This is a genomic window from Streptomyces sp. NPDC028928, from assembly GCF_055564915.1.
Genome location: NZ_JBVHVI010000013.1, coordinates 48,839 through 62,576 on the forward strand (window position 1 = coordinate 48,839; position 13,738 = coordinate 62,576).

General features: G+C 71.4%; 12 protein-coding genes. 5 read left to right on the forward strand and 7 right to left on the reverse strand.

Translation table 11 applies throughout. The annotated features are described in order from the left end of the window. Window positions 1-65: 65 nt before the first annotated feature. The 3 genes from ACZ4U1_RS28900 to ACZ4U1_RS28910 all read right to left on the reverse strand — a co-directional run bounded on the left by ACZ4U1_RS28900 (window position 66) and on the right by ACZ4U1_RS28910 (window position 3,019). The gene (locus ACZ4U1_RS28900; protein WP_467907086.1) at window positions 66-878 is read right to left on the reverse strand and encodes a thioredoxin domain-containing protein; all 813 of its coding nucleotides are present in this window, start codon (window positions 876-878) and stop codon (window positions 66-68) included. A gap of 66 nt (window positions 879-944) precedes the next feature. After that, window positions 945-1,625, reverse strand: coding sequence for a hypothetical protein (locus ACZ4U1_RS28905; RefSeq protein WP_467907087.1), 681 nt, complete (start codon window positions 1,623-1,625; stop codon window positions 945-947). Window positions 1,626-1,693: 68 nt separating this feature from the next. Continuing rightward, window positions 1,694-3,019, reverse strand: a complete 1,326-nt coding sequence (locus tag ACZ4U1_RS28910) for a DUF2252 domain-containing protein (RefSeq protein WP_467907088.1) — start codon at window positions 3,017-3,019, stop codon at window positions 1,694-1,696. A gap of 225 nt (window positions 3,020-3,244) precedes the next feature. Between ACZ4U1_RS28910 and dnaE the strand changes: the two genes are divergently transcribed. Further along, on the forward strand, window positions 3,245-6,784 hold the full coding sequence (gene dnaE / locus ACZ4U1_RS28915; protein ID WP_467907089.1) for a DNA polymerase III subunit alpha: 3,540 nt from the start codon (window positions 3,245-3,247) through the stop codon (window positions 6,782-6,784). 104 nt (window positions 6,785-6,888) lie between these two features. On the opposite strand, the gene ACZ4U1_RS28920 is transcribed toward dnaE, so the two are convergent. Beyond that, window positions 6,889-7,056 (reverse strand): hypothetical protein, encoded by a 168-nt coding sequence (locus ACZ4U1_RS28920; RefSeq protein WP_467907090.1) that lies wholly within the window; start codon window positions 7,054-7,056, stop codon window positions 6,889-6,891. A gap of 225 nt (window positions 7,057-7,281) precedes the next feature. Here ACZ4U1_RS28920 and ACZ4U1_RS28925 point away from each other — a divergent pair, with 225 nt between their 5' ends. The 4 genes from ACZ4U1_RS28925 to ACZ4U1_RS28940 all read left to right on the forward strand — a co-directional run bounded on the left by ACZ4U1_RS28925 (window position 7,282) and on the right by ACZ4U1_RS28940 (window position 11,134). Further along, window positions 7,282-8,499 (forward strand): NYN domain-containing protein, encoded by a 1,218-nt coding sequence (locus ACZ4U1_RS28925; RefSeq protein WP_467907091.1) that lies wholly within the window; start codon window positions 7,282-7,284, stop codon window positions 8,497-8,499. 59 nt (window positions 8,500-8,558) lie between these two features. Next, window positions 8,559-9,572: an ABC transporter ATP-binding protein gene (locus tag ACZ4U1_RS28930; RefSeq protein ID WP_467907092.1), complete on the forward strand. Its 1,014-nt coding sequence runs from the start codon at window positions 8,559-8,561 to the stop codon at window positions 9,570-9,572. Window positions 9,573-9,636: 64 nt separating this feature from the next. Continuing rightward, complete coding sequence (locus ACZ4U1_RS28935) at window positions 9,637-10,458, forward strand: ABC transporter permease (protein ID WP_467907093.1); 822 nt, start codon at window positions 9,637-9,639, stop codon at window positions 10,456-10,458. 34 nt (window positions 10,459-10,492) lie between these two features. Continuing rightward, window positions 10,493-11,134, forward strand: a complete 642-nt coding sequence (locus ACZ4U1_RS28940) for an AAA family ATPase (RefSeq protein ID WP_467907094.1) — start codon at window positions 10,493-10,495, stop codon at window positions 11,132-11,134. A 118-nt stretch (window positions 11,135-11,252) separates the two neighbouring features. Here ACZ4U1_RS28940 and ybaK read toward each other — a convergent pair whose 3' ends face one another. Genes ybaK through ACZ4U1_RS28955 form a run of 3 tightly spaced genes read right to left on the reverse strand, consistent with a single transcriptional unit; the run spans window position 11,253 to window position 13,577 of the window. Continuing rightward, window positions 11,253-11,756, reverse strand: coding sequence for a Cys-tRNA(Pro) deacylase (gene ybaK, locus ACZ4U1_RS28945; protein WP_467907095.1), 504 nt, complete (start codon window positions 11,754-11,756; stop codon window positions 11,253-11,255). Window positions 11,757-11,772: 16 nt separating this feature from the next. Further along, window positions 11,773-12,513 carry an LON peptidase substrate-binding domain-containing protein gene (locus ACZ4U1_RS28950; RefSeq protein WP_467907096.1) on the reverse strand — a complete coding sequence of 247 codons (741 nt, stop codon included), beginning with the start codon at window positions 12,511-12,513 and terminating at the stop codon, window positions 11,773-11,775. An 11-nt stretch (window positions 12,514-12,524) separates the two neighbouring features. Then, window positions 12,525-13,577, reverse strand: a complete 1,053-nt coding sequence (locus tag ACZ4U1_RS28955) for a hypothetical protein (protein WP_467907097.1) — start codon at window positions 13,575-13,577, stop codon at window positions 12,525-12,527. Window positions 13,578-13,738: the final 161 nt, after the last annotated feature.

Sequence of the window (13,738 nt, forward strand, 5' to 3'; positions counted from 1 at the left end):
TGATCGGTATGCGCAAGGGCGGGCAAACTCGCAAAAGTTCGCCCGCCCTTTGACTGAACGTCGGCTCAGCCCTTGAGGGCCGCCTCGATCGCGGTGTTGAACTCGGCGACCGTCATGGGCGGGTTCTCGCCGTCGGCGCCCGTCAGCTTCTTGCCGTCCATCTTCAGGGTCGGGGTGGCGGAGACGCCGTCCTTGTCGAAGATCTTGGACTCCTCCAGCGCCCAACGGTCATAGGTGCCCTGCTTCACGGCCTTCTGGAAGGCCGCGTTGCCCTTCAGGGCGGGGACCGTGTCGGCGATCTTGATGAGGTAGGCGTCGTCCTTGAACTCGTCGGTGGTCTCCGCGGGGTGCCACTTCTTCGCGTACATCGCGGACTTGTACTCGAGGAACGCCTCCGGGCTGACGTTGAGCGCGGCGCCCAGCGCGCTGAGCGCGTTCTTGGAGCCCTCGCCGGTCAGGTTCTTGTCGAGGAAGGTGGCACCGACGTACTGGATCTTGAACTTGCCGGCGTCGAGGTCCTTCTTGAGGGTCGGGCCGACCGCCTGCTCGAAGTCCGCGCAGACCGGGCAGCGCGGGTCCTCGTACATCACCAGGGTCTTCTCGGCGCTGCTCTTGCCGATGACGATCGTCGTGCCGTTCTTGCCCGTGGTGTTGGCCGGCTTGACGAGCCTGTCGTCCTTCGCGGCCTCCCAGTGGGCGGGCTTGTTGGCCTGGACGACGGCGTAGCCGATGCCGCCGGCCACGGCCAGGACGCCGACGACCGAGGCGGCCACGATCAGCTGCCGCCTGATCTTGTCGCGCTTGGCCTGCCGCTCGCGCTCCTGGCGCAGCCGCTCCCGGGCCGCCGTCTTCGCCATCTGGCTGTTCCGCTTGCTCATGTTGGTGATCTCCATGTGGGACGCGCACATGTCGTACGCGGGATACGTGTAGGGGACTGACCGTGCTCAGGCGAATGCCGGTGAGCACGGCGGTCCACGCCGTCCCAGGGAGTGCACGAGGAGCCGGTCGCGGGCTGCGGCCCGGCGCGGGGCCGGGCGGGGCAGCCGGCGGGCCGGGAGCGGCCGTACGGCGACCGCGGCCACCGCCAGCAGCAGGGGCCGGAAGGTGGTGGCGGCGACCGCGCACAGCAGCTGGGTCAGCGCCCGCTCGCCCCGGCGCAGCCAGGCGGCGGCGAGCAGGCCCACGCCGATGTGCGCGGCCAGCAGCAGCCAGGCGGCGGCCGGGCTGGCGTGCGCGAGCAGCGCTCCGGTCCGGTCGGTGCCGCCCGTCATCTGGGCCAGCGGGGTGCCCACGCGGCCCTCGCACAGCACGTCCAGGCCGACCGCCCGCAGCGGGCCCGCGACCGGACCGCCCGCCCGGCCGTAGCAGGCGTGCTGGCCGGTGGTGAACACCGTGTCGGCGGCCAGTTCCAGCGGGATCAGCAGGGCCGCGATCCGGCCGAAGCCGCGCTCGCGGCCCGCCAGCGCGTACGCGGTGACGAACACCCCGGCGGCGACCGCGCCGACGGTCGCCAGCGGCAGCGGAGCACGGGACAGCAGCACGTGGGACGCGGTGCTGAGCGTCACGACGAAGGCCGTGAACAGCACCGCGCGCACGGCTCTGAGCTGGATCCCGGATATGTCCATAGCGAGAGGAGAGTGTGTCACGTACGCGAGTAAGGGACCCCTAAAGGGTGCCTGTGAATCCGCGGGGACTACAGCCCCGGAATCCGGCCGTTGCGGAACAGGTCGACGAAGATCTGGTGGTCGGCACGCGCGCGTGCGCCGTAGGCGTGCGCGAAGTCCACCAGCAGGGGCGCGAAGCCCTCCTCGTCGGCCGCGATCGCCGCGTCGATGGCCCGCTCGGTGGAGAACGGCACCAGGGACTCGCCGGAGGTGTCGTCCGCCGCCGCGTGCATCGTGGCGGTGGCCCGGCCCAGGTCGGCGACGACGGCCGCGATCTCCTCCGGGTCGTCGATGTCGTCCCAGTCCAGGTCCACGGCGTACGGCGAGACCTCGGCGACCAGCTGGCCGGCGCCGTCCAGCTCGGTCCAGCCGAGCCACGGGTCGGAGTGCGCCTGCAGGGCGCGCTGGGAGATCACCGTGCGGTGGCCCTCGTGCCGGAAGTACTCCGCGATGGCCGGATCCGTGATGTGCCGGGAGACGGCCGGCGTCTGGGCCTGCTTGATGTAGATCACGACATCGTTCTCCAGGGCGTCGCTGTGGCCCTCCAGGAGGATGTTGTACGACGGCAGGCCCGCCGAACCGATGCCGATGCCCCGGCGGCCCACGACGTCCTTGACCCGGTAGGAGTCCGGGCGGGCCAGGGAGGAGTCCGGCAGGGTCTCCAGGTAGCCGTCGAAGGCCGCCAGGACCTTGTAGCGGGTCGCCGCGTCCAGCTCGATGGAGCCGCCGCCCGGCGCGAAGCGGCGCTCGAAGTCGCGGATCTCGGTCATCGACTCCAGCAGCCCGAACCGGGTCAGGGAGCGGGCGTCACGCAGCGCGTCCAGCAGCGGACCCTGCGCGGTGTCCAGCGTGAACGGCGGCACCTCGTCCCGCTTGGCGCCCGTGGCCAGGGCGTGGACGCGCTCGCGGTAGGCGGCGGCGTAGACCGTCACCAGCTCGGTGATCTGCGCGTCACTGAGCGCCTTCGCGTACCCGATCAGCGCGACGGAGGCCGCGAAGCGCTTGAGGTCCCAGGTGAACGGGCCGACGTAGGCCTCGTCGAAGTCGTTGACGTTGAAGACCAGGCGGCCGTTGGAGTCCATGTACGTGCCGAAGTTCTCCGCGTGCAGATCGCCGTGGATCCACACGCGCGAGGTGCGGTCGTCCAGGTACGGACCGCCGCGCTTCTCGGCGTCGAGGTCGTGGTAGAAGAGGGCCGCCGTGCCCCGGTAGAACGCGAAGGCCGAGGCCGCCATCTTCCGGAATTTCACCCGGAACGCTGCCGGGTCGGCGGCCAGGAGCCGGCCGAAGGCGGTGTCGAAGACGGCGAGGATCTCCTCGCCGCGCTGCTCCTCGTCGAGCTGGGGGACCGACATCGCGGGGTGCCTCCTGGTGCATTGCCTGTACGACAGCGTTTCTGCCGTGTCCAACGCACGAAGGTACGCGTAGGTGCCCACCCGTCGCCCGACCGCCACCCCTCGTCGAGGCGCTTCGCGCCACAGTGTTCTGTCTCGGATGTCAGTGCCGGGGCATAGACTTCGACGCTGTCCCCCAGAGTGTCCGCCCACCTGTCGCCGAGTGTTTCCGTTGGAGGCCAAACCGTGTCGAAGCCGCCCTTCACGCACCTGCACGTCCACACCCAGTACTCGCTGCTGGACGGTGCCGCGCGGCTGAAGGACATGTTCAACGCGTGCAACGAGATGGGCATGACGCACATCGCCATGTCCGACCACGGCAACCTCCACGGGGCGTACGACTTCTTCCACTCCGCGAAGAAGGCCGGAATCACCCCGATCATCGGGATCGAGGCATATGTCGCCCCCGAGTCCCGGCGGAACAAGCGCAAGATCCTCTGGGGCCAGCCGCACCAGAAGCGGGACGACGTCTCCGGTTCCGGTGGTTACACCCACAAGACGATGTGGGCCGTGAACAAGACCGGCCTGCACAACCTCTTCCGGCTCTCCTCCGACGCCTACGCCGAGGGCTGGCTGCAGAAGTGGCCCCGGATGGACAAGGAGACCATCGCCCAGTGGTCCGAGGGCATCGTCGCCTCCACCGGCTGCCCCTCCGGCGAGGTGCAGACCCGGCTGCGCCTCGGCCACTTCGACGAGGCCCTGAAGGCCGCCGCCGAGTACCAGGACATCTTCGGCAAGGACAAGTACTTCCTGGAGCTGATGGACCACGGCATCGAGATCGAGCGCCGGGTCCGCGACGGCCTGCTGGAGATCGGCAAGAAGCTCGGCATCCCCCCGCTGGTCACCAACGACTCGCACTACACGTACGCGCACGAGGCGGGCGCCCACGACGCCCTGCTGTGCATCCAGACCGGCAAGAACCTCTCCGACCCGGACCGCTTCAAGTTCGACGGCACCGGCTACTACCTGAAGTCCACGGACGAGATGTACGCCATCGACTCCTCGGACGCCTGGCAGGAGGGCTGCGCCAACACGCTCCTCGTCGCCGAGATGGTGGACACCACCGGCATGTTCGAGAAGCGCGACCTCATGCCCAAGTTCGACATCCCCGAGGGCTACACCGAGGTCACCTGGTTCAAGGAGGAGGTCCGCCGCGGCATGGAGCGCCGCTACCCGGGCGGCATCCCCGAGGACCGCCAGAAGCAGGCCGAGTACGAGATGGACACGATCATCTCGATGGGCTTCCCGGGCTACTTCCTCGTGGTCGCCGACTTCATCATGTGGGCCAAGAAGCAGGGCATCGCGGTCGGCCCCGGCCGAGGCTCCGCCGCCGGCTCGATCGTCGCCTACGCCCTGGGCATCACCGACCTCGACCCGATCCCGCACGGCCTGATCTTCGAGCGGTTCCTCAACCCCGAGCGCATCTCGATGCCCGATGTCGACATCGACTTCGACGAGCGCCGGCGCGTCGAGGTGATCCGGTACGTGACCGAGAAGTACGGCGCCGACAAGGTCGCCATGATCGGCACCTACGGCACCATCAAGGCGAAGAACGCGATCAAGGACTCCGCGCGCGTGCTGGGCTACCCGTACGCGATGGGCGACCGGATCACCAAGGCCATGCCCGCCGACGTCCTCGGCAAGGGCATCCCGCTGTCCGGCATCACCGACCCCAGCCACCCCCGGTACTCGGAGGCGGGCGAGGTCCGCGCGATGTACGAGAACGAGCCGGACGTGAAGAAGGTCATCGACACCGCGCGCGGTGTGGAGGGCCTGGTCCGGCAGATGGGTGTGCACGCCGCCGGCGTGATCATGTCCAGCGAGACCATCACCGAGCACGTCCCTGTGTGGGTGAGGCACACCGACGGCGTGACCATCACCCAGTGGGACTACCCGAGCTGTGAGTCGCTCGGCCTGCTGAAGATGGACTTCCTGGGCCTGCGCAACCTCACGATCATGGACGACGCGGTCAAGATGGTGAAGGCCAACAAGGGCCTCGACATCGACCTGCTCTCCCTGCCGCTCGACGACCCCACGACCTTCGAGCTGCTCCAGCGCGGCGACACCCTCGGCGTCTTCCAGTTCGACGGCGGCCCCATGCGCTCCCTGCTGCGCCTGATGAAGCCGGACAACTTCGAGGACATCTCCGCCGTCTCGGCCCTGTACCGGCCGGGCCCGATGGGCATGAACTCCCACACGAACTACGCGCTGCGCAAGAACGGGCAGCAGGAGATCACGCCGATCCACCCCGAGCTGGAGGAGCCGCTCAAGGAGGTCCTGGACGTCACCTACGGCCTGATCGTCTACCAGGAGCAGGTGCAGAAGGCCGCCCAGATCATCGCGGGCTACTCGCTCGGCGAGGCCGACATCCTCCGCCGCGTGATGGGCAAGAAGAAGCCCGAGGAGCTGGAGAAGAACTTCGTCATCTTCCAGGCCGGCGCCCGCAAGAACGGCTACAGCGACGAAGCCATCCAGGCGCTCTGGGACGTGCTGGTCCCGTTCGCCGGCTACGCGTTCAACAAGGCGCACTCGGCCGCGTACGGCCTGGTGTCGTACTGGACGGCGTACCTGAAGGCGAACCACCCCGCCGAGTACATGGCCGCCCTGCTCACCTCGGTGAAGGACGACAAGGACAAGTCGGCGGTCTACCTCAACGAGTGCCGCCGCATGGGCATCCGCGTGCTCCCGCCGAACGTCAACGAGTCGGAGGCGAACTTCGCCGCCCAGGGCGACGAGGTGATCCTCTTCGGCCTCTCCGCCGTCCGCAACGTCGGCACCAACGTGGTCGAGTCGATCATCAAGTGCCGCAAGGCGAAGGGGAAGTACACCTCCTTCCCCGACTACCTCGACAAGGTCGAGGCGGTGGTCTGCAACAAGCGCACCACCGAATCGCTGATCAAGGCCGGCGCCTTCGACTCCATGGGACACACCCGCAAGGGCCTCATGGCGCAGTACGAGCCGATGATCGACAACGTGGTCGCGGTCAAGCGCAAGGAGGCCGAGGGCCAGTTCGACCTCTTCGGCGGCATGGGCGAGGAGACCAGCGACGAGCCCGGCTTCGGCCTCGACGTGCAGTTCACGGACGAGGAGTGGGACAAGACCTATCTGCTCGCCCAGGAGCGGGAGATGCTCGGTCTGTACGTCTCCGACCACCCGCTCTTCGGCCTGGAGCACGTGCTGTCCGACAAGGCGGACGCGGGCATCGCCCAGCTCACCGGCGGCGAGCACGCCGACGGCGCGGTCGTCACCATCGGCGGCATCATCTCCGGCCTCCAGCGCAAGATGACCAAGCAGGGCAACGCCTGGGCGATCGCCACCGTGGAGGACCTGGCGGGCTCCATCGAGTGCATGTTCTTCCCGGCCACCTACCAGCTGGTGTCGACCCAACTGGTCGAGGACGCCGTGGTGTTCGTCAAGGGCCGGCTCGACAAGCGCGAGGACGTGCCCCGGCTCGTCGCCATGGAGCTGATGGTCCCCGACCTGTCCAACGCGGGTGCCAACGCCCCCGTGGTGCTCACCATCCCGGCCGTGAAGGTGACCCCGCCGATGGTCAGCCGCCTCGGTGAGATCCTCAGCCACCACAAGGGCGACAGCGAGGTCCGGATCAAGCTCCAGGGCCCGCGCAAGACCACCGTGCTCCGCCTGGACCGGCACCGGGTCAAGCCCGACCCGGCCCTGTTCGGTGATCTCAAGGTGCTCCTCGGTCCGTCCTGCCTGGCCGGCTGAGCCACGCAGCGGTAACCGCAGCGGCACAGGCAGCGGTAAGCAGGGCGAAGGGGCGCACCCGTGACGAGTGCGCCCCTTCCATGTGCCTGGGCTTCAACTGCCCTTTAGTTGTGGCCGAAGCTCTTCTGCTTCTTGCGAGCAACATCCGCCGGGCTGCCCTGGATGTGCGACACCGGCGACTCGTGCTCCTCCGCCGGAGGACGCTGTGCGTGCTCGTTCTGCCGATCGCGGTTCTGCGGGCCGGCCTGCTTGCGGTTCTTGTTCTTGGCCATGGTGATCTGCCTCCTGTGGGGGATCTAGGGGCCAGGGCCGGGACCAGATTCACATACGCTGACATCAGGCGCATGTCGGATAATTACCGTCTGTGACAGGGCAGCTGGGCGCAGAAGAACCGGAAACGCCACGCCGAAGATCGAGTTCGGGCCGTTAACCCCCGCGCGGTCGGGCAGACTCGAAGGAAGTCCGAAGCAAAACCTCCCGGGAAGAGGGTGAGTCGCGTGGACCGCTGCATCGTCCTGGTGGACGCCGGGTATCTGCTGGGCGCCGCCGCCAGCCTCCTCGCCGGCGAGCCCTCGCGGTCCCGGATCACCGTCGACCACGCCGCGCTGATCCAGGCCCTGCGGGAACGCGCGGAGTCCGACACCGAGCGTCCCCTGCTGCGCATCTACTGGTTCGACGGCGCCCCCGATCGCGTCCCCCAGCCGGAGCATCGCCGGCTGCGCGTGATGCCCCGGGTGACCGTCCGGCTGGGCGCCCTCACCCGCAGTGACGGACGCTGGGCCCAGAAGGGCGTGGACGCCGCCATGCACGCCGAGCTGACCGAGCTGGCCCGCAACCGCGCCTGCTCCGACGTCGTCCTGGTCACCGGCGACGGCGATCTGCTGCCCGGCATGATGGCCGCCAAGGAGCACGGCGTCGCCGTCCACCTGTGGGCCGTCCAGGCCGCCGACGGCGACTACAACCAGTCCGAGGACCTGGTCGCCGAGGCCGACGAGCGGCGCGTGCTGGACCGGGCCTGGATCACCCAGGCCGTCCGCGCCAAGGAGCTGACCGGCGTCTGCGCCCCGCCGCCCGCGCCCCGCCCGGAGATCGCCGCGATCCTCTCCGCGCCGCTGCCCGAGTCCGCGCTCGCCGGAGCCGAGCGGGCCGCCGAACAGCCCGCGCACCCGCCGGCCGCCGCGGCCGCGCAGAACGGCGCCCCGGAGCGGGTCCCGGCCCCCAAGGGCGTCCCCACCCCCAAGGACCTGGCGGCGCTGCGCGCCCACGGCACCCAGCCCGTGCAGCCGGCGACCGCGACCCTGCGCTGGTCCTCCGACAAGGGCTGGGTCGACCGGCCGGGCGTGGTCGCCGAGCCCCCCGAGGTCGCCTCCATGCCGACGCTGGCCCAGCTGACCACCGCCGAGCAGCGGTGGGCCGACCGGGAGGAGGACATCACCACCGTCGGCGGCGATCCCTACGAGGTGGGGCAGGTCTTCGCCCGCCGCTGGATGTCCCGGCTCGGCGACCAGAGCCATCTGCAGCGGCTGTCGCAGATGTACCCGCGCATCCCGCACCGGATCGACGGGGAGCTGCTGCGGTACGCGGCCCGGTTCGGGCTGCTCGCGCACAAGGACGACCAGATCGACGAGCACGACCGTTACGCCATCCGGGCGGGTTTCTGGCGGGAGATCGACGTCCCGGCGGCGGCCGAGCAGCAGGCGCCCGCCGCCGACTGACTCCGCGGAGCTCCCCCCGAAGGCGAGTAAAGGCCCCCGACCCCGTAGGCTCGTCCCTTGTGAGTACGCGCGCGGGAGAGGCACTTCGGTACGACGAGGTCGTACGCGTGCGTGGGCTCGGCAAGACCTACCCCGCCGTGAAGGGCCGGCGGGGCACACCGGGCATCCCCGCGGTGCGGGCCACCGACGGGGTGGAGCTGGACGTGCGGCGCGGTGAGGTCTTCGGGCTGCTCGGCCCGAACGGCGCAGGCAAGTCCACCCTCGTACGGCAGCTCACCGGCCTGCTCCGGCCGGACACGGGCAGCGTCGAGATCCTCGGCCACGACATCGTGCGCCACCCCGAGCGGGCCGCCCGGATCCTCGCCTACCTCGGCCAGGAGTCGACCGCCCTGGACGAGCTGACCGTCTCCCTCGCCGCCGAGACCACCGGACGCCTGCGCGGCCTGGACGTACGGCGGGCGCGGGCCGAGCGGGACGCCGTACTGGATGAGCTGGGGCTGACCCCGATCGCCGGGCGGGCGCTGAAGAAGCTGTCCGGCGGGCAGCGGCGGCTCGCCTGCTTCGCCGCCGCCCTCGTCGGCGAGCGTCCGCTGCTCGTGCTGGACGAGCCGACCACCGGTATGGACCCGGTGGCCCGGCGCGCCGTCTGGGCGGCCGTGGACCGGCGGCGGGCCGAGCACGGTACGACGGTGCTGCTGGTCACCCACAACGTCATCGAGGCCGAGACGGTCCTGGACCGGGTCGCCGTTCTCGACCAGGGCCGGGTCATCGCCTGCGACACCCCCGCCGGACTCAAGGCGCAGGTCGCCGGCGAGGTGCGGGTCGAGCTGGTGTGGCGGGAGCGGGCGCCGCTGGACGTGCCCGAGGTCGCCGTGCTGCGCGAGCGGGCCGTGGCCTCCGGCCGGCGCTGGACGCTGCGGCTCGCGCCCGAGGAGGCCCGCGCCGTCGTCGCCACGGTGACCGGCGGTGCCGCGTTCGCCGCCCTGGACGACTTCACACTCGCCACGCCCAGCCTGGAGGACGTCTACCTGGCGCTGGGCGGCGCGGCCCGGCAGGGGCTGGTGAAGGCGTGAGCGCACCGGCCGCGGAATGCGTAAGGGTCTGTGCGACTGCCGTAGGAAAGAGGAGCAGCTCGTCGTGAGTGTCGTACCCGCCGAGGTCCTGCCGGGCGGTGCCCGGGCCGTGCCGGAGACGGCGCCCGGCGCGGCCGAGCTGGGGCCGCCCGCGCGGCTGTGGCCGTCGCTGGCGGCCGTCTACCGGGCGCAGCTGTCCCGGGCCCGGGTGGCGCGGATCCCGCTGCTGTTCGTGGCGACCTTCCAGTCCATCGGCATCACCGTGATGATGCGCGGTGTCGTCGACAGCGGCCATGAGGCCCAGTCCGTCGTGGCCGGCTCCTCCGTGCTGGTCGTCGCGTACGTCGCGCTGAACCTGCTCTCCCAGTACTTCGGGCAGCTGCGGGCCAGCGGCGGACTCGACCACTACGCCACGCTGCCGGTGCCGCCGGCGGCCGTGGTGCTGGGCGCGGCGGCGGCGTACGCGTCCTTCACCGTGCCGGGCACCCTGGTGACCGCCGTCTTCGGCTGCGTGCTCTTCGGGCTGCCGTTGTCCAACCTGTGGATCCTGGTGGCCGTCATCCCGCTCGCCGGAGCCGCGCTGGCCGGGCTCGGCGCCGCCTGCGGGCTGCTCGCGCCCCGGCCGGAGCTGGCCACGCTGCTCGGCCAGCTGGGCATGTCGGCGGCGCTGCTGCTGGGGGTGCTGCCGGCCGACCGGATGCCGGAGATCGTACGGCTGGCCCGCGATCTGCTGCCGTCGACCTACGGCGTGGAGGCGTACGCGCGGACCTTCGGGGCACACCCCGACTGGGCCGTCGTCCTTGTTGACCTGGGGGTGTGCGCGGGTGTCGGAGTGGTCTCGCTGGCGGCGGCGACCTGGGCGTACCGCAGGGCCGCCGTCCGGTGACGCGGCGCACAGCGCGACCTGGCACGATGTTCAGGTGACCGCACCGCTGACTCCGCCTCCGCCGCCGCACGACAACTCCGCGCACCAGGTCTGGCAGGCGCCGCCGCCCGCCGGGGCGCCGGGCGCGGGCGCGTACGAACAGGACGGCCCCGGAATGAAGACGGAACTGCGGGAGGCCGCCGTGGTCACGGTCGCGGTGGCGCTGGGCGGGGTGCTGCTGGGACTGCTGTGGTGGTGGCTGGCGCCGCACGTGCCGCTGGTCGGTGACGAGATCGACAAGAACTGGGTCGTCTACCTCAAGGACACCGAGGGGGAGCAGGCGGTCGGGGTGGACGGTACGTTCGCCCTGCTGGGGCTCGCCTTCGGGCTGGTCAGCGCGGTCGTGGTGTTCCTGCTGCGGCGGCGTGGGGGCGTGCCGCTCGTCGTGGCCCTGGGCCTCGGCGGGCTGCTGGGGTCCCTGCTGGCCTGGCGGCTCGGGGTGTGGCTCGGACCCGAGTCCGACGTGCTCGCACACGCACGGGCCGTCGGCAAGGGCGTGACGTTCTCGGCCCCGCTGAAGCTGTCGGCCAAGGGCGCGCTCCTGGCCTGGCCGCTCGCCGGACTGCTGGCGCATCTCGGGCTGACGGCGCTGTTCGGCCCCCGGGATCCCGAGCCGCCCTTCCCTCACCAGCCGTAACGTTTCCCACCCACCCGACCCGGTCGCCCGACGGGTGTGTGCCGCGCCCGGTCCGCGCCGGCACCGTGAGGGGCGAGCCCCTTGCCGATCGGTGCCGGCGTCGTGAGCGGCCGGCTTCTCAGCCCCGGCCGATCGGGGCCAGTACCGCCTCCGTCAGTTCGGCCAGGTCCGTGGGGGTCAGTTCGACCTCCAGGCCGCGGCGGCCCGCGGATACGCAGATCGTGGGGTGGGACTGTGCCGAGTCGTCGAGGACCGTCGGGAGCTTCTTGCGCTGGCCGAGGGGGGAGATGCCGCCGCGGACGTAGCCCGTGGTGCGTTCGGCGAGGGCCGGGTCGGCCATGGTGGCCCGCTTGCCGCCCACCGCCGCCGCGAGGGCCTTGAGGTCCAGGGAGCCGGCCACCGGGACGACGCCGACCACCAGGGAGCCGTCCACGTCGGCGACGAGTGTCTTGAAGACGCGGTCGGGGGAGACGCCCATGGCCTGTGCCGCCTCCTCGCCGTAGGAGGGGTGGGAGGGGTCGTGGTCGTAGGCGTGGACCGTGAAGTCCACTCCCGCGGCCGTCAGGGCGACCGTCGCGGGCGTGCCCCCGGACTGCTGCTGCTTCTTCGGCTTCTTCGCCATCAGGGTCGGGCTTCCCTCAGTTCAGACTCGTCGGCGTCCGCGTCAGCTCGAACGCGGGCAACGACGGCAGGTTACGGATGATGGCCGTCTCCGCGCGAAGGAGTTTCAGTTCGTCCCGCAGCCGGGACGCGGTGTCCGGGGCCTGGAGCAGCCGCTGCTTGGTCGGCGTGTCGTGCACCATCGCCGCGGCCACCAGGTACGACACCACGCTCGGGTCGTCCGGCAGGTCGGCGCCGGTGGACAGTGAGCGCTCGCGGGCGCCGGCCAGCCGCTTCTGGTACTGGCGGAAGGAGCGCAGCACGCCCTCGGCCAGCGCGCCGGCCTCGTCCCCGGGCTCCTCCGGCAACTCCTCCAGCTCCGCGGTCAGGAACGGCCCCGACGCGTCCACGGACAGCAGCCGGACCCGGGTCGTGCCCGTCGCCAGCACCTCGAACGTGCCGTCGGGCCGCTCCCGGATGGTCGCCGCGTCCGCCACACAGCCCACCCCGTGGAAGGCCCTGAGCGGGTCGGGGCCGAAGCCGGCGGCCGGGCCCCGCTCGGGCTGGGCCGTGGGATCCGGCATGCCCGGGTCGCTCGGCGCGACCTCGTGGCCGTCACGGATGGCGACGACGGCGAACCGGCGCGGCTCGTCCTCGGGGGCCTTCAGCAGCTCGCGCATCATGGCGCGATAACGCTCCTCGAAGACGTTCAGCGGCAGCACGAGCCCCGGGAACAGCACCGAGTTCAGCGGAAAGAGCGGGAGACGGACGGTGGTCACGGCGCCCCAGCCTAGTGGTCGTCGGCGCACACGTGTCCGCCCCGGTCGCCGAGGGGCCCCGCGGACGCCGTCAGCAGCCCGGCCGGGGCGGGCCGGGAACCCGCCGTCTCCAGGTGCTCGCGCAGGCGCAGGAAGTGGCCGAGGGGGTCGTCCGAGAACCGGTCCCAGGGGAAGGACGTGGCGTACGGGCCGATCAGGCGCAGCTGGGTGCGGGCGTCCTCGTAGCGGTCCAGCCGCAGCAGCACGTACAGGAGCTTGTTGCGGACCTCGGCGGGCCACGGGTCGGCCGCCGGGAAGCGTCCGGACAGCTCGATCGCGCGGTCGGCCGCCGCGTCCAGCCGCGCGCGCGGCACCTCGGGCCCGCAGCCGTCGGTCAGCCAGCCGAACGCGGCCCGGGCGGGCAGGGCCTGCACGAGCGAGCCGGCCGGGGCGTCCTGCGCGGCCCGGTCGGCGAAGTCGAAGCACGCGCGGTGGCAGCCGTGCCCGAAGGTGGCCAGGTAGCGCAGGGCGGCCACATGGCAGCCGTAGTGGTGCGGGGCGCGCCGGACCGCCGCCTCCCACAGCTCCTCGAAGTAGCGGTGCCCGGCCCGCGAGCCGCGGGCGTGGTCGAGCGCGATCCGCCAGGGCACCGGGTCGCGGTCGTCGGCGCGGGCGGCGGCGGTGATGAGCGGGCTCACCTCGCGCAGCAGCTCGGCGCGGGCCGGCGAGGGCCAGGCGCGGTCCACCGCCAGCTGGGCCCCGACCAGCAGCATCCCGGGGTCGTCCGGGGCGGCGGCGCGCCACTCCTCGTACCACTCGGGGCGTGAGCGGGCGAAGGCGGTCAGGCGTCGTAGGTACCGGTCCCGGTTCTCCCACTCGGCCGCGGCGCGGGTGGCGGCGAGCAGGCCGGCCGCGGTGGCGTACTCGCCCCGGCCGGCCGCGACCAGCGCGGGGGAGAGGCGGTCGTCGGGCGCGTCGAGTACGGCCTCGTCCCCGGCCGGCGGCCGTCCGGCCGGGCGCGTGGCGCGTTTGGTCATCCGGGTGGGGCGGATGAACGAGGGCAGCAGAGCCATGGTGCCGACCATTGAAAGTCCGCAGGTCGGGGCCGCGCCAGTGGGCCTGGACAAGTTACGGAAAGTTGTACGGCCGACGGTCAAGGACCGGTAAAAGGTGAAGGTTCAAGTGGTGACGGAATTGTGTGTTCCGTCAGCACTGCCGTCACAGCCGCTTCACTCCGCCGCGCCGG